Here is a 20,061-nt window from a genome sequence, read left to right on the forward strand (position 1 = left end):
CCTCCTTACGCTTCCGCAGAGTCTGCGGTCAGGACCCCATTTTGCACGTGGTACACGGCCGGGGTCTCAATTATTTCCTGGGCAATACCATCCAGACTAGTGGTAGTGAGAAAAGTCTGCACCTTGTTTTGGATGGCCTTAAGTAAATGAGTCTGGCGCGTGTCATCCAGTTCGGACAGCACATCGTCAAGCAGCAGCACCGGGTACTCCCCGGTTTGAGCCTTCATCAGGTCGATTTCGGCGAGCTTCACGGCCAGCGCGGTGGTGCGCTGCTGACCCTGACTGCCAAAATTGGCCACGTCCTTGCCGTTCACAATGAACGCGACGTCATCGCGGTGGGCGCCGACCAGCGAAGTGCCTTGGTCGATCTCTCGACTTTGGTGCTCGCTGTAAAGGTCCTGAAGCGCCGTGTACGCCGTTTGAACATCCCCCCGGGCACTTGACGGCACCTGCGTCCGGTACTCGAACGTCAGCTCCTCCTGGCCCTTGGTGATGCCGCTATGAATCACTTCGGCAAAGTCCGCCATTTGGTGCAGCAACTGCTCGCGCGCGGCAGTCAGCTCAGCGCCGTACGCCGCCAGCTGATCCGACAAAACGGATAGGTACACCAGGTCTTTGGCCTGGTGATACTTCAGCTGCTTGAGGTAGGCGTTGCGCTGCTTCAACATGGTGCGGTACTGGGTGAGATTGTACAGGTACTTAGGACTCATCTGCCCGAATTCCATATTGATGAAGCGGCGGCGATTGGCCGGACTTCCTTTAACGATGGCAAGGTCTTCCGGCGCAAACAGCACGACGTTGAACTTGCCAAGGTACTGAGAAAGCTTTGGTTGCTCAATCTGGTTGACCCGCGCGCGCTTACCCTGCGTCGAGATCACCAGCTCGAGCTGCATTGGCCCACTACTGCGACCGATGCGCCCATTCACGCGGGCAAAGTCCTCGCCGAAGCGAATCAGTTCGCGGTCATTATTGGTGCGGTGGCTCCGTGCTAACGCCAACACGTACACCGCCTCGAGCAAGTTGGTTTTGCCTTGCGCGTTTTCGCCAATCAGCACGTTGATCTGCGGCGAAAAATCGGTATCGACATCCGCATAATTGCGATAATTATGCAGCGTTAGGTGTTCGAGCTTCACGCGCGCGCCACCGCGCGCGCCACGGTGAAGCTGGTTTGATCCGGCAAAATCACGGTATCGCCGGCTTCAAGCTTGCGCCCGCGCCGGTCTTCAGGCTGGTCATTGACCAGCACCGCATTTTCTTTCAGAAAATACTTTGCCGCACCGCCGCTATCCACGACACCGGCATCTTTTAAAAGCTGCCCCAGTGTGATGAAGGCGGTTGTGATCGTCACAGTCGTCATGCTGCCACTCCTTTGACGTTAGGATTATCGCAATAAGCGAATTTACTACCTATATATTATACCGTAATAATGCATTGGCTTCAATCCAATTTGGCGTTTTAAGCGGTTCTGCGGCGGATTTAATCAACGCTGGTCAAGGGGTCACAAATATGACCAAAACGGTCAAAACGCGAAAAATGGCCATTCTCGCGTTTTACGGCGAAAATGGCCACCTTTTTAGGGCGTCGGCCCTCGAATTAGGTTAAAGGTAATATCTGCCGCATATTCACCAGGTGAAAGTAGCCGCATTTTCGGAATCATCAGCCGGCTTTCAGCCAGGGACAAGGCTTGACTGTCTGTGCCAGTAATCGCGATTGGTGCCTCACCCGTCCCCGTGTCTTGCACGCCTAACCTTAATCGCATCGGCAGAGCTGGCGGCGCCTTGATGCTCATTTGCAGTGTCCATGGGCCGGTTGCGCTGATGTCCAACTGCTGCCAGGCAGGGGCGACCGCGATCGGGCCATTGGCGATTTGAGAGAGGGTATAAGTGCCAGAGAACAGCGGCGGGAGTGGGATGGCAGGTAAGTCTAAATTCTGTGAGGTAATAAATTTTCCTTGAACACCTGCGTACTCGAATAAGTTGCTAGGCAAGACATTATCTGAGACAGAAGCGAACGGGCTATTTTTATATTGGATCTGCCATTTCATGGGGAAACTGGATGGTTTCAAATCCTGAAACTGAACAGTCCCGTCTGCTTCAATCGGTAATACTGTGGCCTCATTAGCTGGGTTCAACCACCTGAATTGAACGTACGTCGACGCGGTTGGTGGAATAATCACGGGCAATTTGACTCTCGCTGACCCCTGTTGATTCACAGTAATTGGGCCAGGTTTATGGACGATTGTATAGGTTCCAATCTGCCTCCTTACACCGCCTGCGACGCCTGGTCCAGAGTCGTAATTGATATAAACAGCTACCGATTTGTTTTCCAGCGAGGGTTGACGACCAGACTGCGTCACTATTGGCTGAACGTATTGAGGCTCCACGCGATTTGCTTCCTTCGCGTTATACATTTGCACAATATACTTATGCCCATATTCATCAACCGGAAATAACTGGAGTGGGACAAAGTCAAATATTTGTGAGTCATCTGCGTTCAGTTTTAAATTAGGCGGAAGTGCAGACACGACGTGCAAGATCAGTTTCATTGTAAGATTTGGTAGAATGGCACCATTGAAGCTAAGACTGATATCGTACTTCTGGATGCCAAGCGTTTTAACATCGATAAGAATTGCTGAATCAGGCCTTGGTCCTGATATCTCATCCTTAACTGACGGATCATTCTCGTCGTTATCAGTCCGTTTAACATGCACTGTATATCCAGCTGTCGTACCGTAGCGAAGATTGTCCGTTCCGAAAAAATAGACCGGCAGTGTCGTGTCAACCTTGACCCACAATTCAGTAGGTGGTGCAAATAATATTCCTTTCTGAGTTTGTCCCGGCGACCAAGTTACATTCTCAAACAACAGATCCTGATACGGCAGTGCCGCTTCCACTCGCTGGCCCCCGCCCCACCACAAACCGACGACTACCGCCAACGCAAACCACCACTTGCGCATCTTGCGGCCCCCTTTCTAGCCGTAGATTACGCAAACGAAAAGCCCCTGCAGGATCGGCTGCAGGGGCAAATAGGTGATTTCAGTTAGAACGTCCGCACTGGCGTGATCAGCTGGACAAAGTGTTCTTTGTCTTCAGTCGGCACCAGGGTGAATGGGCGCAGCGGCGCGGTGAAGGCCAGCACAATCGAGGTCGCACCGACGCCTTGCAGCGCATCCTTCATGTAGTCCGGATTGAAGGAAATCTCCAGGTCGTCGCCTTCCAGCTTCTGGAACTGGAGCGCTTCTTCGACATTCCCGACGTCAGGCGAGTTGCCGTAGATGGTCGCGGTTTGCTTGGCAGTGTTCAGGTCCAGGCGCACGACGTTGTTGGAGCTTTCGTGCGACAAAAGACTGGCCCGGCCGATAGCGGACAGCAGGGTTGGCGCATCGAACTCGATGGTCGTGGTGCTGGTGGTTGGGATTAGGCGGCTGGTGTCTGGGTAGTTGCCTTCCAGCAGCCGGGAATAGAACAATGTGTTGCCGGCGATGAACAGGACCTGATTTGACGCAAAACGAATCTCCACGTTGTCGATGTCATCAGTCAGTGTCCGGCCAAGTTCGGTCAGGCTCTTGCCTGGGATAATCACGTCGTAGCTGGCATCCCCAGCGCTCGGCAGGTCCAGGGTGCGCTGCGCCAGGCGATGAGAATCAGTCGCCACGGCAATCAGCTTGCCTTTTTCAATTTGAATGTGGACGCCGGTGAGAATGGGCCGGCTTTCCTGCGTGGACACGGCGATGACGGTTTGGGCGATCAGCTGCCGTAGCACGTCGGCCGGCACGGTCAAGGCGTCTTCACCGGATACTTCCGGCAGGCGTGGGTAGTTGTTCGCGTCCAAGCCGTTGATCTTAAATTCAGACTTGCCGCTGGTGATGACGGTCTGGTAGTTGTCCTGAACGTCCACGGTCATCGTTTTTTCCGGCAGACGCTTAACGATTTCGGTGAAAAAGCGCGCAGGCACGGTAATGCTGCCAGGGTCTTCGATCTGCAAGTCGTTTTGCTCACTAGTGGCGTCGATTTTACTTTCGATGGAGATGTCGGCATCACTGCCGGTCAGGACTAAGGCATTGTCAGTCAAGTCCATCTTCAGGTTCGTCAGAATTGGAATGGTGGTCTTGCTGGTAATAGCCCTGGACACATCATTCAGCGATTTGATGAACGTGGCACGTGTGATCGTGAATTTCATTTTTCTGTCCTCCCAAGCGTAGCGTTATCTATATAATACGCTTTTTAAGTAATAGTAGTAGAGGCTGTGGACCTTGGGGAAAATGCTGAGAAACCCGAACAGATAAGTTTTCCACCTGTGGATAACTCGGCGCAAAAGTCGGTGTGCTTCCCGAGAGTTTTCCACAAGCCCTAACCGCGGTTGCGCAGCCGGTTCTTTAATTCAATGACCTGATCCTTCAGCGTTGAATCATCGTTGATGGCCTGCTCGATTTTCTCGTGGGCGTGAATGACGGTCGTGTGATCCTTGCCGCCAAACTCCTGCCCGATTTTCGGCAGACTGCTGTCCGTCATTTCGCGGGCCAGGTACATCGCGATTTGCCGCGGCATGACGATTTGCTTGACGCGCTTTTTGCCCTTCAGATCGCTAACGGAGACTTGGTAATATTTGGCGACGATATCCTGAATTTTGGCAATCGACAGCTCGGAATCCTTGCCCGACAGCTTCAAGCTCTTGAGCGCCTCGGCCGCCATGCTGGTGGTGATGTCCTCGTGCGCCATGGTGGCGTAAGCCTGAACCCGCACCAGCGCGCCTTCCAGCTCGCGGACGTTGGAATCGATCTGCCCGGCGATGTAAGACAATGTATCATCGGGGATGACGAGGTGTTCGGCATTCGCCTTGTTGCGCAAAATGGCGATCCGGGTTTCCAGATCCGGCGGCGTCACATCGACGGACAGGCCCCACTTGAAGCGAGAAACCAACCGCTCCTGGAGCTTTGGAATCTCGTTGGGCAGGCGGTCGGAGGTCAGAACGATCTGCTTTTTGTTTTCATATAAAGCGTTGAACGTGTGGAAGAACTCTTCCTGGGTGGCTTCCTTGTCGCCGAAGAACTGAATATCATCGACGAGCAGCAGGTCAACATTGCGGTACTCCTGCCGGAACTCCTCCTGCTTCTTGGTCTGGATGGAGTTGATGAAGTCGTTGGCAAACGCCTCGGAGGTTACATACTTCACGTTGGCCTGCGGGTTATACTCCAGCAGCTGGTGGCCGATTGCCTGCATCAGGTGAGTCTTGCCCAGCCCCACTCCGCCGTACAAAAATAGCGGGTTGTAGAGCACACCGGGTTCTTCGGAAACGACCAGCGCCGCGGCGTGGGCCATCTGGTTACCCTTGCCGGTGACGAAGGTCTCGAAGGTGTACTTACTATTGAGGTGAGACGTCTCCTTGTAGGTCGGGATCGGTGCGTTGGGCTGCGCTTGGGCAGGCTGCGCCCCGGCTGCTTGGGTGCTCGAGGCGCTCGAGTCATCGCCCATGATCTTGACGACCGGCGAAATCTCTAGGTTGCCGAACTCGTAACACCATTCGACGACCTTCGTCACTAAGTTCTGTTCCCAGTAGGTTTTGTGCAGCTGCGACGGCACTCCCACGGTGATCGTCGTTTGGGTCAAAGTCAGCGGTTTGACCGCCCCGACCCAGGTATTAAAGCTGACCGGGGTCATTTCTGCCCGGAATTTCTCTTCTAAATATGCCCATAACTCATCGATATTTGGCACGTATTGCCCCTCCGCAACCGAAAAAATGTAGTCGAAATCAAGCCGCCAACTGATTACCCCGGGGATGATCGATTCGCGACATCGCACTTTTCAGTTTAGCATTGCCCTGGAGAGTTTTCCACAGAATCAGAAGTTTTCCACATGTTGACCGTCCACGTAAAGCAATTTTCCCCAGCGCCGGGAAAACCTTGTCCCCAACACGTGAATAAACCGCGAAAAATCAGCGTTTAAGCAAGTTATGCACACGGAAATGTGAAACGTGGGGCCTGACGTGGTGCGTGTTTCACAAGTTTTAAACAGGTTGCGAACCGCCTGTGGATAAGTTTCTCGACAGGCTGTGATTTTGCAGATAAGCCGGTCATTAGCCTGGGGATAATCGCATTTGGGCCAAAATTGGCCGACAGGTTGTCCACAGTTTTGTGCGCAAAGTGGCCAATTTGTGGACAATTCACGCGGCGATTTTTTTCATGGAATCCTTGACGTGATGCGGGGCAGTCCGTATAATGAAAAGTTGTTTACTGACAATCAGTTAATCGGCGTAGCAATACGCATAAAAAAGCAAACTATAACAGGAGGTGTTCCTATGACCACCAAACGGACTTTCCAACCGAAGAAGCGTCACCGCGAACGCGTACACGGCTTCATGAAGCGGATGAGCACAAAGAACGGCCGCAAAGTGTTAGCACGTCGCCGCGCTAAGGGACGTAAAGTATTATCTGCCTAACCAACCACTGACCGCTGTCGGTGGTTTTTTTTGTAAGGTGCTCCGGTTTCGCGGTTTTAGCGGGATGGGTAGCCTAGCCCAGGGCATTGCCGCTGGGCTTTGGCGGCGAGGCCCTGGGCGTAGCTAGCCACTCCCGCGTTGCGAAGCCGGAGCCCGATTATAACAAGGTGCTTCGGTTTCGCGTTCTTAGCGAGATGGGTAGCCGCTACGCATGTCAGACTGTACGCCGTGAACGGCTACAGTCTGATCATAGCTTAGGGCATTGCCGTCGCTCTTTGGCGGCGAGGCCCTAAGCGTAGCTAGCCACTCCTGCGTTGCGACTGCAAAGCCCGATTAGCTGCCGCGCGCCTTTTATAGTTAGATTCCGCCCCACCCCCAGAAAAACCCGTGCGTGGCGCGGCTTGGTCTTGTATACTAGTAAGCAGATTGTGAGGGAGCGCTTTGCGAAAGTCATACCGCATTAAAAAGGAATCAGAATTTCAAGACGTGTTTGAAAACGGCGCATCAGTCGCGAACCGCAATTTTGTGATCTACACGCTTAAGCGTGACCAGAAGCATTTTCGCGTCGGCATCAGCGTCGGCAAGAAAGTCGGCCACACCGCGGTGATGCGTAACCAGATCAAGCGTTACATCCGCCAGAGCCTGCTTGAGCTCAAGCCCGACATCGACCCACAGGCGGATTTTCTCGTGATCGCGCGGCGCAGCGCCAACCAGCTCGATATGGCCGGAACCAAGAAGAATCTGGTCCATGTCATGAAGCTGGCTGGCCTGCTCGCTGAGTCAGACGTTACAACAATCTAGAATACGGTTTTGTGTTGGAGGACTTATTCGTGAAAAAATCGACCAAACGGCTCCTACTGAGTCTTGGCATTATTACGTTGGTACTAGTTTTAAGCGCTTGCGGGACGTCGACCGTCACTAAAGCATCGACGAACCCGTGGGACCGCTACGTCATTTACAACGCGGCGCAGTTTGTTTTGTGGCTGGCGAAGATCTCCGGCGGCAACGTCGGGGTCGGCATCATCCTCTTCACCCTGATTATCCGGGTGCTGATCTTCCCGCTGAGTTACTACCAGATCAAGAGCATGAGCAAGACGCAGGCCATCGCGCCGCAGCTCAAGGAACTGCAGAAGAAATACAGCTCCAAGGACACTGAGACCCAGCAGAAGCTCCGCGAAGAAACGCAGAAGCTGCAAGCCGAAGCGGGCGTCAACCCGGTCATGGGCTGCCTGCCGCTGCTGGTTCAAATGCCGTTCCTGCTGGCCCTGTACCAGGCGATTTACCGCACCCCGGCCCTGAAAGTCGGCCAGTTCCTGTGGATGAACCTGGGCAAGCCTGATCCGTACTTCATCATGCCAATCCTGGCTGCGCTGTTCACCCTGGCCACATCTGTCGTTTCCACGCTGGCCCAGCCGACGCGGACTTCAACGAACTGGATCATGGCCGCGGTATCGCCGCTGATGATTTTGGTCGTGGCGTTCAGCTTCCCAAGTGCCCTGTCGATTTACTGGGTTGTCACCAACGCCTTTTCACTGGCTCAGACCTTCCTGCTTCAAAACCCCTTCAAGATGAAGAAGGAGCGGGAAGAAAAAGCCCGGGCCGAGAAAGAACACGAAAGAGCCGTTCGCAAGGCCTACAAGCGCGCACTGAAGAAGTAATCGGGAGGTAATCATGCCCACTTTCCAAGGAGCCACGATCCAAAAAGCGATCGACGCCGGTCTGAAAGCAATGAAGCAGGAGCGCGCCGCCGTGTCTGTTGAGGTCGTGCAAGAAGGCAAAAAGGGCGTCTTAGGCATCGGCAAAAAGCCGGCGATCGTGAACCTGCAGATCAACCCGGAGCCCAGCCCCACGCCTAAACCGGAACCAAAACCAAAAACGCACCACCGGCCACCACTACCAAAGCCTAAGCTGCCCGAGGTCCTGCGCCGCGATCAGCCGGTGCGCGACGACCAGACGGCCATTGCGCTGGTGCAGAGCTATTTGGAAGACATCACCACCCAGCTGCAGATTCCCACAACGATCGACAGCGAGCGCCGCGGTGACACCGTCTGGTATGCGATGACGACGCCGAAAGACGCGCTGCTCATCGGCAAGCACGGCAAGATCATCAACGCGATTCAGTACCTGGCCCAAACCGAGTTCAACCACTATGGTAAAAGTAAATGGACCATCATGCTCAACGTGGGCGACTACCGTGAACGCCGCGACGCCGCAGTGCGCCGGCTGGCCGAAAAATCCGCGCGCGAAGTAATCGCGCGCGGCACCGCGATTTACCTCGATCCGATGCCGTCGTTTGAACGCAAGGCGATTCACCAGACCTTGGCGGACAACGAATACGTTGACACCCATTCCGAGGGCCTTGACCCGCGGCGCTACGTCGTGATCACGCCCAAACGCCCAACGTTTTGACAGATCACCCGCAATTTTGTATGATACAGGCAATTCAATAAGCGATAAAGTAGTCAAAGTGCTTTGTCCATACTGATCCCCAGACCGGGGACCAGTGTGGCGACGCACTTTTTTTATGTGCAAGGTGCGCAGAGTTCGCGGTCTTAGTCCGACGATCAGCCTAGCTTGAAGGTTTGCCGCCGATTTTTGGCGGCGAGCCTTCAGGCGTAGCTGAGCGCTCGGGCGTTGCGAACTCGGAGCCCGATTAAGTCAAGGTGCGCAGGCTGGCGGTTTTAGCCCGACAGCTAGCCTAGCCTGACGCGTTGCCGCTGGGTTTTGGCGGCGAGGCGTTAGGCGTAGCTAGATGCTCGGGCGTTGCCAAGCCGGAGCCTGATTAGGAAAGGACGATTAACGTGGCACAAACAGTCACTGAATACGATACAATCGCGGCCATTTCAACACCGCCTGGCGAAGGGGCGATTTCCATCGTGCGCCTGTCAGGCGAGACGGCGGTTCAGACCGCCAACAAGCTCTTCAAGGGCAAGGACCTGACGAAGGTCGCGACCAACACCATTAATTACGGGCACATCATCGACCCGGATTCCGGTGAGGTGGTCGATGAAGTGATGGCTTCGGTGATGCGTGCGCCGCGCACTTACACCTGCGAGGACATCGTCGAGATCAACTGTCACGGCGGCATCGTCGGCACTAACCGTGTGCTGCAGCTGGTGCTGGGCGCCGGCGCCCGCATGGCCGAGCCAGGCGAGTTCACCAAGCGCGCCTTTTTGAACGGGCGAGTTGATCTGACCGAGGCTGAGTCCGTCATGGATCTGATCCGCGCCAAAACGGACCGGGCCATGCAGGTGGCGGTCGATCAGCTGGACGGTGACCTGCGCAAGCTGATCACCAACTTGCGCCAGGAGATTCTCGAGGTGCTCGCCCAAGTTGAGGTCAACATCGATTATCCGGAGTACGACACCGACGAGATGACCACCAAAATGCTTCGCGAAAAGGCGGAGTTGGTACTCGGCCGCGTCGATGAACTGCTGCAGACGGCCAACCAGGGCAAGGTGCTGCGCGACGGCCTGGCGACGGCCATCGTCGGCAGGCCCAATGTCGGTAAATCCTCGCTGCTGAACCACATGCTGCAGGAGGATAAAGCCATCGTCACCGACGTGCCAGGGACCACGCGCGACGTGTTGGAAGAGTACGTCAACGTGCGCGGCGTGCCGCTGAAGCTGGTCGACACCGCCGGCATTCGCAAGACTGAGGACAAGGTCGAAAAAATCGGCGTTGAACGCTCGCGCAAGGCGATCACCCAGGCCGACCTGGTGCTGCTGGTGCTGGACGCCAGCCAGCCGCTGACCGCTGAGGACCGCGAGCTGATCACCCTGACCAAGGATAAAAAGCGCATTGTCGTGCTCAACAAGCAGGACCTGCCGCAACAGCTCGACATGGCGGAGCTGGCCAACCTGGTGCCGGAAGCGCAACTCATCCGCACCAGCATGCTGGACGTGTCTGGGGTGGACGCACTGGACAAGCAGATCAAGAACCTGTTCTTCGGCGGCATTGAAAACAGCCAAAGCACCGTGATGGTCACCAACGCCCGGCAGAGCGGGTTGCTGCGCCAGGCCAAGGCCAGCCTCAAAAGTGTGCTGGCCGGGATCGATGCGGGGATGCCGATCGATCTGGTTCAGATCGACATGACCGCCGCCTGGGACAAGCTCGGTGAAATCACTGGGGATGCCGCTCCGGACGAGCTGATCACCCAGCTGTTTTCGCAATTCTGCCTTGGCAAGTAACCGAGGAACGCAATTTTCAATTAAAAAGGGGCACAACTATGACTGCAGATCCAAAAGTACGTGAATACGAGGCCGGCACCTACGACGTCGTGGTCGTCGGCGCCGGGCATGCCGGCTGCGAGGCCGCGTTAGCCGCCGCGCGGATGGGGCAAAAGACGCTGCTGATCACCATCAGCCTGGAAATGCTCGCCTTCATGCCGTGCAACCCCTCGGTCGGCGGGCCGGCCAAGGGTGTCGTGGTGCGCGAAATCGACGCGCTGGGCGGCGAAATGGGCCGCAACATCGACAAGACCTACGTCCAGATGCGGATGCTGAACACTGGCAAGGGTCCGGCCGTTCGGGCGCTGCGAGCGCAGGCAGACAAGGCTGCCTACCACCGCTCAATGAAGGACACGATTGAAAAAGAGGACAACCTCGACCTGCGTCAGGGACTGGTTGAGCGCCTGTTGGTCGAAGATGGCACCTGCGTGGGTGTCGTTGCGGCCACCGGTGCGCGTTACCGCGCTAAGAGCGTCGTGCTGACTGCCGGCACGTCTTCCCGCGGCAAGATCATCATCGGCGAGCTGATGTACTCGTCAGGGCCGAACAACTCGCTGCCTTCCATCAAGTTGTCGGAAGACCTGGAGCGCCAGGGCTTCAAGCTGCGCCGCTTCAAGACCGGCACGCCGCCGCGCGTGGATGGCAACTCGATCGACTTTTCTCAAACCGAGGAGCAGCCGGGCGACACCACGCCGCACGCTTTTTCCTACGAAACGCCGGATTCTGTGTATCTGAAGGACCAGATGTCTTGCTGGATGACTTACACCAACGAGACGACGCACACGATCATTCGCGCGAACCTCGACCGCGCGCCGATGTTCTCCGGCGTGATCAAGGGCGTCGGTCCGCGCTACTGCCCGTCCATCGAGGACAAGGTCGTGCGCTTTGCCGATAAGCCGCGCCACCAGCTGTTCCTGGAGCCCGAGGGCCGCGACACCGAGGAATATTACGTCGGTGACTTTTCGACGTCCATGCCCGAAGAGATCCAGCTGAAAATGCTGCATTCCGTCGCCGGCCTGCAGCACGCCGAACTGATGCGCCCCGGTTACGCCATCGAGTACGACGTGATCGAGCCGTGGCAGCTGACCGCAACCATGGAGACGAAAATCGTCAAGAATCTCTTCACCGCCGGCCAGATGAACGGCACCAGCGGCTACGAAGAGGCAGCCGGTCAGGGCATCATGGCGGGCATCAATGCCGCTTTGCGCGCCCAGGACAAGCCTGGCTTCACCCTGAAGCGCTCCGACGCCTATATCGGGGTGATGATCGACGACTTGGTCACCAAGGGCACCAATGAGCCGTATCGGCTGCTGACAAGCCGCGCCGAGTACCGCCTGATTCTGCGCCACGATAACGCAGATCTGCGCCTGACCGAAATGGGGCACCAACTGGGTCTCATCTCTGACGCTCGCTACGCCAAGTTCCAGGCTAAGAAGGCGGCGATCGAGGAGGAGATCAAGCGCCTCGAGACGACTCGCCTTAAGCCGAGCCAGGTCAACGACTGGCTAGCCAGCATCAATGCCGCGCCTTTGAAGGACGGTGTGCTGGCGAGCGACTTCCTGCGGCGGCCGGAAGTGTCCTATCAGGACTTGATGCAATTTATTCCCCGGGAAATGCCGCTGGATCACTACATTACTGAGGAAGTGGAAATCTCCCTGAAGTACGCCGGCTACATCGAAAAGGAAAACCAAAGCATCGCCAAGTTAGAGCGGATGGAAGCCAAGAAGATCCCGGAGCGGATCGACTACAGTGCCATCAACGGACTGGCCACCGAGGCGCGGCAGAAGCTAACCAAGATCCAGCCGCAGACGCTGGCTCAGGCCAGCCGCATCAGCGGGGTTAACCCCGCCGATGTGGCAATCCTGTCCGTTTATGTCGAGCAAGGCCGAATCGCGAAAGTGGCGCCTGGCGCCTAACGAAAAACCGGCACTGACCATTGCGGTCAGTGCCGGTTTGCGTTTCGGGCAGCGCACGTTAGGCACGCTTTTGCTGAATCTGCTTGTATTCGGCCGGTGGGAGCTTGCCCAGTTCGACCAGCTTGCTTTCAATTTGGTCCAGCACGGCGTTGCGATCGTCATGATCGTTGACAAAATCGTACTTGTCGCGGTCAATGGTCAGCAGCGTGGAGCGGGTGTAACCCTTGGACCAGTCGCGGTAGGCTTGGTTGACGCGGTGGTAGTAGTCAATCAGTTCCGGCTTTTGGCGAATGTCTTCCATTTCGCGGCCACGGCCCTGGATCTCGTCAATCTCATGCTCCGGGTCGATCTTCAGGTAGACAGCCAGGTCGGGCATGCCATTCCAGGGACTGCCGTTGACGTTGGCCTGCATTTCCTGGGACAAAGTGACGTAGACGTTGAAGTCGATGTCATCGATCTCGCCGTGTTTGTGCAGCTGGCTGGCCATGACGAAATCGGATTCCAGTGAGGAGTCCATCACGGCGTTTTCTTGCAGGATGGCTTTCTTGAGCTGCTGATAACGGAACGTCAGAAAGGCAATCTGCAAAATGGTGCCAGTGGTTTTGCGACTATCTTCGCCGGCGGAGTAGAACTTCTGCAACATGTTGGCGATCATGCCGTTGCCTTCGACGTCCTCATAAAAGGCCGAGGAATTGAGATCCTGTGACAGGATTTTTGTGAGGGAGGTTTTACCCGCACCGATACTTCCGAGGATATAGATCATGCGTCTGCTTCTTTCTGTGACCAGTAGTGTCAAAACAATAACGTTTTACATTATACGCGAAATCAGCCGGCTTAACAGCTCAAAATGGGCCAGATGTGGGTGGCCGTTTGCAAAGCACCCACAAGATAGGCGTCAGGCCTGGTGATTGGCCAAAAAGAAAACCCAGCACCGCGGCGATCCGCATCACCCGGCACTGGGTCTAGTCATTTTTAAGCAAGCAAGAGACGGCCTCTAACGTACCGTCAGCAGGCTAATGATGACGCCGGTAACAATGACTGCAACGATGCCTTTCGGGCCAGTCGCACGCCAGGAGAGCTGTTTCGTCCGCCATTCTGCGAAGATCAGGCAGAGCGTTGCCACTAGCGCCACGATCCCCATGATCAGTAATTTGGTTACCAATGCATCCATAAGCCGCCTCCGCAAGTTAAACTTCTAAATCAAAGTAGGGATTGATCTGCTTTTGCAGGTCGTGGATCTGGACCAAATTAACCGACGGCATCAGTCGGTAGATGAAACCGGCAAACGTGTCACGGTGAAATTTGTAGTCCATCCGGCCCATCCGGTGCGACCGGCCGTTCTTTTTCTCCCACACCTCGAGATTGTATTCGGCGTCTGGGATGATTGCGATGTACCTGTGATCGTCAAGCGCGACGATCGGTTTAACAACAGATTGATCCAACATTGCCATTTCCTCCAAATTCCAGATCGAGCCGATGGCCTGCCTTCCGGAATGTGCAAACAGGTAATCGCTGTGACATTAATTATAGCAGAGTAAGGGCCGCCGGCCAGGTAAAATTAGTTCGTGAAATTTCGTGAACCAACTTTCACAAGCGTCCAATTTGGCGTGGCCGTAAGGGGCAGGCTGTCAAGTCCCAAAATCGGCGAACCAGCATTGAAACAAGGATGAAAGCATATCATGGTACGCTCTGACCAGCCACGAAAAAAATATTTTTACTTGGCCACTCACAGACGTAAATTTCACAAAGTCGGTGCTACTTCTCTCACTGACACCAAGTATACGAACACACGTTTGCAAAGTCAACGCTGAATACACGGCAGTCGAAAATAAGTTTCCTAATGGCGGGCAAAGAGCGACTTTCTAGTTGAATCGTCTCGGATTTAGGCCAACGGAGTGAGGGTATCGTCTGGGCGGTGTGGATCCGGTGTTTTCTCCAAAGCGGTCAGCACCGATTCTGCTGACCGTGTTATTTTACTGTCGTCAAGTGAGGCAAGAAAAAGTCCGCGCCAGTGACGCGGACCGCTAAGTTCAATTATTTCCCGGGTGATGTTAGATCAGGTTGAAGTGGGTCAAGGCGTCGACGATTCCGCCTTTTTGATAGTCGGTCGTTTGGTAGTCGGCAATGGCCGCCACTTGTGGCAGCGCGTTGCCCATTGCGACACCTACAGTGGCGCGCTTAAGCATCGGGATGTCGTTGTTGCCGTCGCCAAACGCGTAAGTGGGGATGCGGGCAAATTCGGGCCGGTCGGTCAGAATATCGATACCAGTGGCCTTATTAATGCCGGCGTTCACTACGTCCAGCGCAAAGGGGCCATTGCGGAAAAAGGCCAGTTCTGGAAAGGCGGCCACGTACTGGGCACCCACTGCCCGTCCTGCGTCTGTGTTCGGGGTGAACAGCAACATCATCACCGTCGGCTCGCGCCGGTAGAAGTCATGATCGACCTGCGGCTTGGCTTGATGTACGAGCTTGTAATTGCCTTCGATGTTATCGTCATGGTGTGTGGCCGCGACGTGCAAGTCGTTATAAAAGCTGATTGCCACGTTGTCTTTGTCTGCTTGGGCGACAAACCGGGCGAGCTGCGGGGCGCCGATCGGGCTTTGGAACAGGTGCTGACCCTTATAAAAGACATCCGCGCCGTTGCCGCAGATCAGGGTGTCAACGCCGGTTTGCGCGACCAGATCGGCGAGTTCCCAGCGGTTGCGGCCGGTGCAAATCACCGGCAGGACATCGTTGGCTTGCATGCGTTTGATTGCGTCCAGGTTTTCCTTAGGGACCTGCTTTTCTTTGTTCAGCAACGTGCCATCGAGATCAAAAAAACAAACTGCTTTGGTCATGTGATCCTCCAACAAGCTTAATAGGGCTATTCTACCATAGCTGCATACAAAAACGGCCGCGAGCTCGTGCTCGCGGCCGTCAAACGGGAATTACTTGCTGAGCTTGGAAGCGGCCGCTTCATCAATGATGATGATGGCGTCCTTGTGGTTCTGCAGCACGGAAGCCGGCACGTGGTCGGTGACCGGGCCTTCGATCGTGGCCTTGATGGCGTCGGCCTTGTTTTCGCCGTAAGCCATCAGGATGATCTGCTTGCCCTTCATGATCGAGCCGATGCCCATGGAGATGGCGTACCGCGGCACGTCCTTTTCATCATCGAAGAAACGCTTGTTGGCTTCGATCGTGGATTCGGTCAGCTGCACCTTGTGCGTGGTGGAGTCAAAGCTTGAGCCCGGCTCGTTGAAGCCGATGTGACCGTTGCGGCCGATACCCAGGATCTGAATGTCGATCGGGTTGTCCGCGATGATTTGGTCGTAGTCCTTGGCTGCCTGCTCGATGTCTGCCGCGTTACCATTTGGCACATAGGAGTGCTTGAACGGCTTCTTATTGAACAGGTTGTCCTTCATGAACTGGTGGTAGCTTTGCGGGTTGTCTTCCGGCAGGCCCACATACTCGTCGAGGTTGACAGAGGTCATGTTCGAAAAGTCGAGGTCGCTGGCGATCATTTCTTGGTACAGCGGGATCGGCGTGGAGCCGGTCGCCAGCCCCAGCACCTTGGCACCGTTGTCGATGCCTTGCTTGATCAGCTCGAAGGCCTTTTTGCCGCCCTCGTTTTTATCTTTAACAGTAATGACTTTCATGTCTGTTCCTCCTTGTTTTGGTCTAGTCCATTATCGAACGTACAGGAGAAAATGTCAACCGGTCTATACAGATTTTCCACCAAAAAAAGCGGCGCCGGCGTAGATGCCTTAGAACCGCTTTCATTATACGAAGATAGGGGTGTTTTGCCTACTGATGCGAATCGGTCAGATACAGCCGGCGCAAATCTTTGAGGTCTGTCGCCGAAAAGCCCAGCTGCTGCATGACGTAATGCGGCCAGTCGCCGTAGTCGTTGTCGATCAGATCTTTCACGGCCACATAGCAGGAAGCCTCGGCGGCATTTTGATTCATCCGGTCGACCAGGGCACTCGCGCCGGTTTTCAGCGCTGCCTGGACCTCTTCCGTCGGTGCGAAGAACACGGCGTTAGTCAGCAGGTAGTCCTCGCGGATGGTGGCCTCAGGCACACCCAGTGCGCCTTCGATCATCATCGCGCCGATGCCCGTGCGGTCCTTGCCCGCCGCACAGTGAAACAGGACTGAGCGGCCGGGCTCCGGATTGCCCAGCAGCAGGCTGAACAGTTCGCGGTATACGTTGTTGGCGTGCGGATCCGTGAGCATTTTCAGGTAAACTTCTGCCATCGGATCCATGCGGTGATCAAAATGCGCGCGCAGGTGCCGACCGATTTTTTGGACCAGACCATTGTTGTCGAGGGGATAAACGGACAGGTGCTTGTATGTGACCCCCGGTGCCAGCACGTCCGGGCTCATGGCGACCTCGCTGTCCGAACGCAGGTCGACGACGACATTGAGCCCGTAGTTGCGCAGCCAGACGGCATTTTCCGGTGTCAGCTCCGACAGACTGCCGGAGCGCAGCAGTTTGTGCGGGGCAATGACCTTGCCGTCCGCTGCCGGGTAATCGCCGAGCTCGCGCAAGTTGACACTATTTTTCAAAGAGAGCAAACGCTCGACCATGATACCGCCTCCGTTCAACACGTTGCCTTCATTATAGACCAGTGAGGCCGGCGCCGGGCGAAAAGGCCGGGTAAACGCCGGGGTTGAGGCGTTTTCATCATTACTCGAGTGATTTTCTGAAACCCCGTGGCCTAAGAATAGCCAGAACCGCGGATTTCGCGTATAATCGAAGGCGACAAGCACGCAAATAAAGGAGCGAATCATGGCAGGAATCAAACTGTTCACGCTCAACGGCAATGTGCCGCTGGCGCAAAAAATCTCTCAAGAACTCGGGGTGCCGCTGGCGCCTGCGTCTGTGAAGCACTTTGCCGACGGCGAAATCGCGATCGACCTTGACGATTCTGTCCGTGGGGCGGATGTCTACGTGATCCAGCCGATTTCCGATCCGGTCAACGAGAACCTGATGGAACTGCTCATCATGGTTGATGCACTGCGCCGGGCTTCGGCACACGCGATTAACGTTGTCGTGCCATACTACGGCTATGCGCGCGCGGATCGCAAGGCGCGGTCGCGCGAGCCGATCACGGCTAAGCTGGTGGCAAACCTCTTGACAATGGACGGCATTGACCGCTTCGTTGCCATCGACCTGCACGCCGATCAGCTGCAGGGATTCTTCGACCTGCCAGTTGACCACCTGCGCGCCATGACGCTTTTTGCTAAGTACTTCAAGGGTTTGAACCTTGGTGCGGAAAACGTTGTCGTGGTCGCGCCTGACCACAGCGGCACGAAGCACGCCCGCGCGCTGGCCGAGCTGCTCAACACGCCGATCGCCATCGTCGACAAGCGGACGGATAACGGCGAAGTCGGGGTCATCGGCCATGTGCGCGGCCAGCACACCATCATCATCGATGACATGATCGACACCGGCGAGCGCGTGATCGACGCGACTGAGGCACTGCGTAAAGCAGGGGCCCTCGATGTTTACGCGGCCGCAACGCACGCGGTGCTCTCGCGCGGCGCAGCCACCAAGCTCAGCAAGCTGGATCTCAAGCAGATCGTGTTGACCGACACCATTAATTTGCCGGCCGAAAAGCACCTGCCGAACATGAAGATCCTGTCTGTGGGTCCGATGCTGGCCGAGGCTATCAAGCTGATCTCGACGAACCAGTCGATCCACCCGCTCTTCGAAGTTCATAACGACTAAATGAATGCGAAACGTCAGGCAAAGATGTCTGGCGTTTTTATGTGGGCGCGGGCATTTATCGCTGGCTTTCGCGCATTATTTGGACTTTTTTGGCAAAAGGTGTTGCGCCAGTAAGGCTTGCATGATAATATATTTAAGTCGTCAAGTGATGACGACAGCGATTCATGGGTGGTTAGCTCAGCTGGCAGAGCAACGGACTCTTAATCCGTGGGTCCAGGGTTCGATCCCCTGACCACCCAGAATAGCGTTATCAACCAGTAGCAAACGTTGTCAAAACAGCGTCGTTACTGGTTTTTGTTTTTTCTTGAGTGTCACTGGTTGTTATAGATTATCAATAAAAGAAAACCACGAGAAAACCACGAGATTCATTCTGCTAGGCAGGCGGTGGCCACTTCAATATGAGGTGGCTATTTTTTGCTTTCAGAAAATCGGGCTGTCTGCTATAATATGGTGCGTTTCACACTTTATGGAGGCGAACAAAATGATTAAAGAGTTTCGTGACTTTATTATGCGTGGTAATGTTCTGGATCTGGCTGTTGGTGTCATTATTGGCGGCGCGTTCACCGCTGTTGTTACTTCCCTTACCAAAAACTTAATCAACCCAATTATTTCTATGTTTGTAGGTAAGGCCGACTTAAGTAAGCTATATTTCACAATTTTGAACGCAAAATTTACGTATGGTAGCTTTCTCAACGACGTCATTAACTTCTTGATTACTGCTTTTGTTGTCTTTCTTATCGTCAAGGCGGTAAACAAAATTATGCCACCAAAGAAGTCCGATTTGCCTGTTGTGTCAAAAGAGGAACTTTTGCTCACTCAAATTCGCGACTTGTTACGTGAACAGCATTAGTCCGGGCGGCTGGTCTGATGCGGCTGAGGTTTTTTTCTTTTCTTTTCTTCATTGAACCTGTACACTTATAATCAGTAACAGAGTCTATCTTTTATAGGAGGGATTTATATGCACTTCATTTGGTCACTAATTGTTGGCGCAATAATCGGCGCTATTGCAGGTGCGATTACAAGCAAGGGCAAGTCTATGGGCTGGATTGCAAATATCGTTGCTGGCCTTGTCGGTTCCTCTTTAGGGGAAGCACTCCTTGGGCACTGGGGTCCTCAGTTGGCTGGAATGGCCATAATTCCATCGATAGTCGGAGCAGTTATTATTGTCGCTGTTGTATCTTTCTTTGTTGGCAGATCTAAAGACTGACGGGAGGTCGGACTATGGACGCATTAAAATCGGTTTTTAAGTTCATGGTAGCAAGCACTTTTCTTGTTGGTGGTGTCTTGGTAGCTGGTACAATTTGGGCAGCTAAGGGGATCGACAAGGCTGGAGATAAATTGCAAGATTCGATTCACGATTGATAGGTGTTCTGGCCGTCCATCATGGACGGCTATTTTTGTGCCAGTAACTGGTTCTGATATTCGTTGTCTAGTGCAGCCACGACCGTACCTCAAGGAGCAGTCGTTGAAATTGTGTTAGAACGTGTCTGTCAGCACAAAAAAACGGGCATCTCTGCCCGCCTCATGACAAAACTTGTGTAAATGATTTAAACACTGCCTGGATTTCAGCGAGGCAAAAAGTAACCTGGTCTATAAAATGCGCCACCGGTTAGCTATGCCGTGCGTCGGTTAAAACGGATCTACCCGCTTATCGCCTAGGACTATCTTAATTATATCATAATCTATTGGTTATAGATACTATACGTCTGCTGCGAACAAGCCACGTAGCTGCTGGATCATGCTGACCACTGAATACGGTGGTTCTTGACTC

At 54.7% G+C, this 20,061-nt stretch carries 21 protein-coding genes, 1 tRNA gene and 1 pseudogene; 11 read left to right on the forward strand and 12 right to left on the reverse strand.

From position 1 onward, the window contains the following. Positions 1-5: 5 nt before the first annotated feature. From recF to dnaA, 5 genes are all read right to left on the reverse strand, one after another. Positions 6-1,133 (reverse strand): DNA replication/repair protein RecF, encoded by a 1,128-nt coding sequence (gene recF, locus JUF21_RS07015; RefSeq protein WP_203663685.1) that lies wholly within the window; start codon positions 1,131-1,133, stop codon positions 6-8. After that, entirely contained in the window at positions 1,130-1,357 is a 228-nt protein-coding gene (yaaA, locus tag JUF21_RS07020) for a S4 domain-containing protein YaaA (RefSeq protein ID WP_203663699.1), read from the reverse strand. The genes recF and yaaA overlap by 4 nt, the downstream gene beginning before the upstream one ends. 216 nt (positions 1,358-1,573) lie before the next feature. Next, positions 1,574-2,956 carry a hypothetical protein gene (locus JUF21_RS07025; protein WP_203624169.1) on the reverse strand — a complete coding sequence of 461 codons (1,383 nt, stop codon included), beginning with the start codon at positions 2,954-2,956 and terminating at the stop codon, positions 1,574-1,576. A gap of 83 nt (positions 2,957-3,039) precedes the next feature. Then, positions 3,040-4,179, reverse strand: coding sequence for a DNA polymerase III subunit beta (gene dnaN, locus JUF21_RS07030; protein ID WP_203624168.1), 1,140 nt, complete (start codon positions 4,177-4,179; stop codon positions 3,040-3,042). Between the two features lie 170 nt (positions 4,180-4,349). Then, positions 4,350-5,711 carry a chromosomal replication initiator protein DnaA gene (dnaA, locus tag JUF21_RS07035; protein ID WP_203624167.1) on the reverse strand — a complete coding sequence of 454 codons (1,362 nt, stop codon included), beginning with the start codon at positions 5,709-5,711 and terminating at the stop codon, positions 4,350-4,352. A 583-nt stretch (positions 5,712-6,294) separates the two neighbouring features. On the opposite strand from dnaA, the gene rpmH reads away from it, so the two are divergent. The 6 genes from rpmH (at position 6,295) to mnmG (ending at position 12,580) form a co-directional block, all read left to right on the forward strand. Continuing rightward, positions 6,295-6,435: a 50S ribosomal protein L34 gene (gene rpmH / locus JUF21_RS07040; RefSeq protein ID WP_003568442.1), complete on the forward strand. Its 141-nt coding sequence runs from the start codon at positions 6,295-6,297 to the stop codon at positions 6,433-6,435. Between the two features lie 441 nt (positions 6,436-6,876). Further along, complete coding sequence (rnpA, locus tag JUF21_RS07045) at positions 6,877-7,236, forward strand: ribonuclease P protein component (RefSeq protein WP_125756848.1); 360 nt, start codon at positions 6,877-6,879, stop codon at positions 7,234-7,236. Positions 7,237-7,265: 29 nt separating this feature from the next. Further along, complete coding sequence (gene yidC / locus JUF21_RS07050; protein ID WP_239061372.1) at positions 7,266-8,093, forward strand: membrane protein insertase YidC; 828 nt, start codon at positions 7,266-7,268, stop codon at positions 8,091-8,093. 13 nt (positions 8,094-8,106) lie between these two features. After that, on the forward strand, positions 8,107-8,844 hold the full coding sequence (jag, locus tag JUF21_RS07055) for an RNA-binding cell elongation regulator Jag/EloR (protein ID WP_203624166.1): 738 nt from the start codon (positions 8,107-8,109) through the stop codon (positions 8,842-8,844). A 392-nt stretch (positions 8,845-9,236) separates the two neighbouring features. Continuing rightward, entirely contained in the window at positions 9,237-10,625 is a 1,389-nt protein-coding gene (gene mnmE / locus JUF21_RS07060) for a tRNA uridine-5-carboxymethylaminomethyl(34) synthesis GTPase MnmE (RefSeq protein ID WP_203663702.1), read from the forward strand. A 38-nt stretch (positions 10,626-10,663) separates the two neighbouring features. Next, a complete protein-coding gene (gene mnmG / locus JUF21_RS07065) occupies positions 10,664-12,580 on the forward strand; it encodes a tRNA uridine-5-carboxymethylaminomethyl(34) synthesis enzyme MnmG (protein ID WP_203624164.1) in 1,917 nt (638 codons plus the stop codon). A gap of 58 nt (positions 12,581-12,638) precedes the next feature. Here mnmG and JUF21_RS07070 read toward each other — a convergent pair whose 3' ends face one another. The 6 genes from JUF21_RS07070 to JUF21_RS07095 all read right to left on the reverse strand — a co-directional run bounded on the left by JUF21_RS07070 (position 12,639) and on the right by JUF21_RS07095 (position 17,146). Then, positions 12,639-13,343: a deoxynucleoside kinase gene (locus tag JUF21_RS07070; protein ID WP_203624163.1), complete on the reverse strand. Its 705-nt coding sequence runs from the start codon at positions 13,341-13,343 to the stop codon at positions 12,639-12,641. A gap of 231 nt (positions 13,344-13,574) precedes the next feature. After that, the gene (locus JUF21_RS07075; protein WP_203624162.1) at positions 13,575-13,751 is read right to left on the reverse strand and encodes a hypothetical protein; all 177 of its coding nucleotides are present in this window, start codon (positions 13,749-13,751) and stop codon (positions 13,575-13,577) included. Positions 13,752-13,767: 16 nt separating this feature from the next. Further along, a complete protein-coding gene (locus JUF21_RS07080) occupies positions 13,768-14,025 on the reverse strand; it encodes a hypothetical protein (RefSeq protein ID WP_125756836.1) in 258 nt (85 codons plus the stop codon). Between the two features lie 606 nt (positions 14,026-14,631). Beyond that, positions 14,632-15,417 carry a Cof-type HAD-IIB family hydrolase gene (locus JUF21_RS07085; protein ID WP_203624161.1) on the reverse strand — a complete coding sequence of 262 codons (786 nt, stop codon included), beginning with the start codon at positions 15,415-15,417 and terminating at the stop codon, positions 14,632-14,634. A 90-nt stretch (positions 15,418-15,507) separates the two neighbouring features. Beyond that, positions 15,508-16,215: a glucosamine-6-phosphate deaminase gene (gene nagB, locus JUF21_RS07090; RefSeq protein WP_125756831.1), complete on the reverse strand. Its 708-nt coding sequence runs from the start codon at positions 16,213-16,215 to the stop codon at positions 15,508-15,510. 148 nt (positions 16,216-16,363) lie between these two features. After that, complete coding sequence (locus JUF21_RS07095; RefSeq protein ID WP_203663704.1) at positions 16,364-17,146, reverse strand: tyrosine-protein phosphatase; 783 nt, start codon at positions 17,144-17,146, stop codon at positions 16,364-16,366. A gap of 202 nt (positions 17,147-17,348) precedes the next feature. Between JUF21_RS07095 and JUF21_RS07100 the strand changes: the two genes are divergently transcribed. The 5 genes from JUF21_RS07100 to JUF21_RS07120 all read left to right on the forward strand — a co-directional run bounded on the left by JUF21_RS07100 (position 17,349) and on the right by JUF21_RS07120 (position 19,652). Continuing rightward, positions 17,349-18,290 (forward strand): ribose-phosphate pyrophosphokinase, encoded by a 942-nt coding sequence (locus JUF21_RS07100; protein WP_125756827.1) that lies wholly within the window; start codon positions 17,349-17,351, stop codon positions 18,288-18,290. Between the two features lie 166 nt (positions 18,291-18,456). After that, positions 18,457-18,529, forward strand: a tRNA-Lys gene (locus JUF21_RS07105). Between the two features lie 242 nt (positions 18,530-18,771). Further along, entirely contained in the window at positions 18,772-19,140 is a 369-nt protein-coding gene (gene mscL, locus JUF21_RS07110) for a large-conductance mechanosensitive channel protein MscL (RefSeq protein WP_125580450.1), read from the forward strand. 108 nt (positions 19,141-19,248) lie between these two features. Then, positions 19,249-19,497, forward strand: coding sequence for a GlsB/YeaQ/YmgE family stress response membrane protein (locus tag JUF21_RS07115; protein ID WP_125580448.1), 249 nt, complete (start codon positions 19,249-19,251; stop codon positions 19,495-19,497). Positions 19,498-19,511: 14 nt separating this feature from the next. Continuing rightward, positions 19,512-19,652: a hypothetical protein gene (locus JUF21_RS07120; protein WP_125580446.1), complete on the forward strand. Its 141-nt coding sequence runs from the start codon at positions 19,512-19,514 to the stop codon at positions 19,650-19,652. A gap of 336 nt (positions 19,653-19,988) precedes the next feature. Here JUF21_RS07120 and JUF21_RS07125 read toward each other — a convergent pair. Further along, positions 19,989-20,061, reverse strand: a pseudogene (locus JUF21_RS07125) (phage gp6-like head-tail connector protein); the annotation flags it as partial.

The organism is Lacticaseibacillus sp. 53-4 (assembly GCF_016861805.1).
GTDB lineage: Bacteria > Bacillota > Bacilli > Lactobacillales > Lactobacillaceae > Lacticaseibacillus.

Excerpts from the sequence above, each read along its gene's own strand:
- JUF21_RS07120 (WP_125580446.1), top strand. The coding sequence starts at position 19,512 with ATGGACGCATTAAAATCGGTTTTTAAGTTCATGGTAGCAAGCACTTTT.
- rpmH (WP_003568442.1), top strand. The coding sequence starts at position 6,295 with ATGACCACCAAACGGACTTTCCAACCGAAGAAGCGTCACCGCGAACGC.
- jag (WP_203624166.1), top strand. The coding sequence starts at position 8,107 with ATGCCCACTTTCCAAGGAGCCACGATCCAAAAAGCGATCGACGCCGGT.
- dnaN (WP_203624168.1), bottom strand. The coding sequence starts at position 4,179 with ATGAAATTCACGATCACACGTGCCACGTTCATCAAATCGCTGAATGAT.
- mnmG (WP_203624164.1), top strand. The coding sequence starts at position 10,664 with ATGACTGCAGATCCAAAAGTACGTGAATACGAGGCCGGCACCTACGAC.
- mscL (WP_125580450.1), top strand. The coding sequence starts at position 18,772 with ATGATTAAAGAGTTTCGTGACTTTATTATGCGTGGTAATGTTCTGGAT.
- JUF21_RS07025 (WP_203624169.1), bottom strand. The coding sequence starts at position 2,956 with ATGCGCAAGTGGTGGTTTGCGTTGGCGGTAGTCGTCGGTTTGTGGTGG.
- nagB (WP_125756831.1), bottom strand. The coding sequence starts at position 16,215 with ATGAAAGTCATTACTGTTAAAGATAAAAACGAGGGCGGCAAAAAGGCC.
- JUF21_RS07085 (WP_203624161.1), bottom strand. The coding sequence starts at position 15,417 with ATGACCAAAGCAGTTTGTTTTTTTGATCTCGATGGCACGTTGCTGAAC.
- JUF21_RS07115 (WP_125580448.1), top strand. The coding sequence starts at position 19,249 with ATGCACTTCATTTGGTCACTAATTGTTGGCGCAATAATCGGCGCTATT.
- JUF21_RS07070 (WP_203624163.1), bottom strand. The coding sequence starts at position 13,343 with ATGATCTATATCCTCGGAAGTATCGGTGCGGGTAAAACCTCCCTCACA.
- JUF21_RS07095 (WP_203663704.1), bottom strand. The coding sequence starts at position 17,146 with ATGGTCGAGCGTTTGCTCTCTTTGAAAAATAGTGTCAACTTGCGCGAG.
- yaaA (WP_203663699.1), bottom strand. The coding sequence starts at position 1,357 with ATGACGACTGTGACGATCACAACCGCCTTCATCACACTGGGGCAGCTT.
- JUF21_RS07080 (WP_125756836.1), bottom strand. The coding sequence starts at position 14,025 with ATGTTGGATCAATCTGTTGTTAAACCGATCGTCGCGCTTGACGATCAC.
- JUF21_RS07100 (WP_125756827.1), top strand. The coding sequence starts at position 17,349 with ATGGCAGGAATCAAACTGTTCACGCTCAACGGCAATGTGCCGCTGGCG.
- JUF21_RS07075 (WP_203624162.1), bottom strand. The coding sequence starts at position 13,751 with ATGGATGCATTGGTAACCAAATTACTGATCATGGGGATCGTGGCGCTA.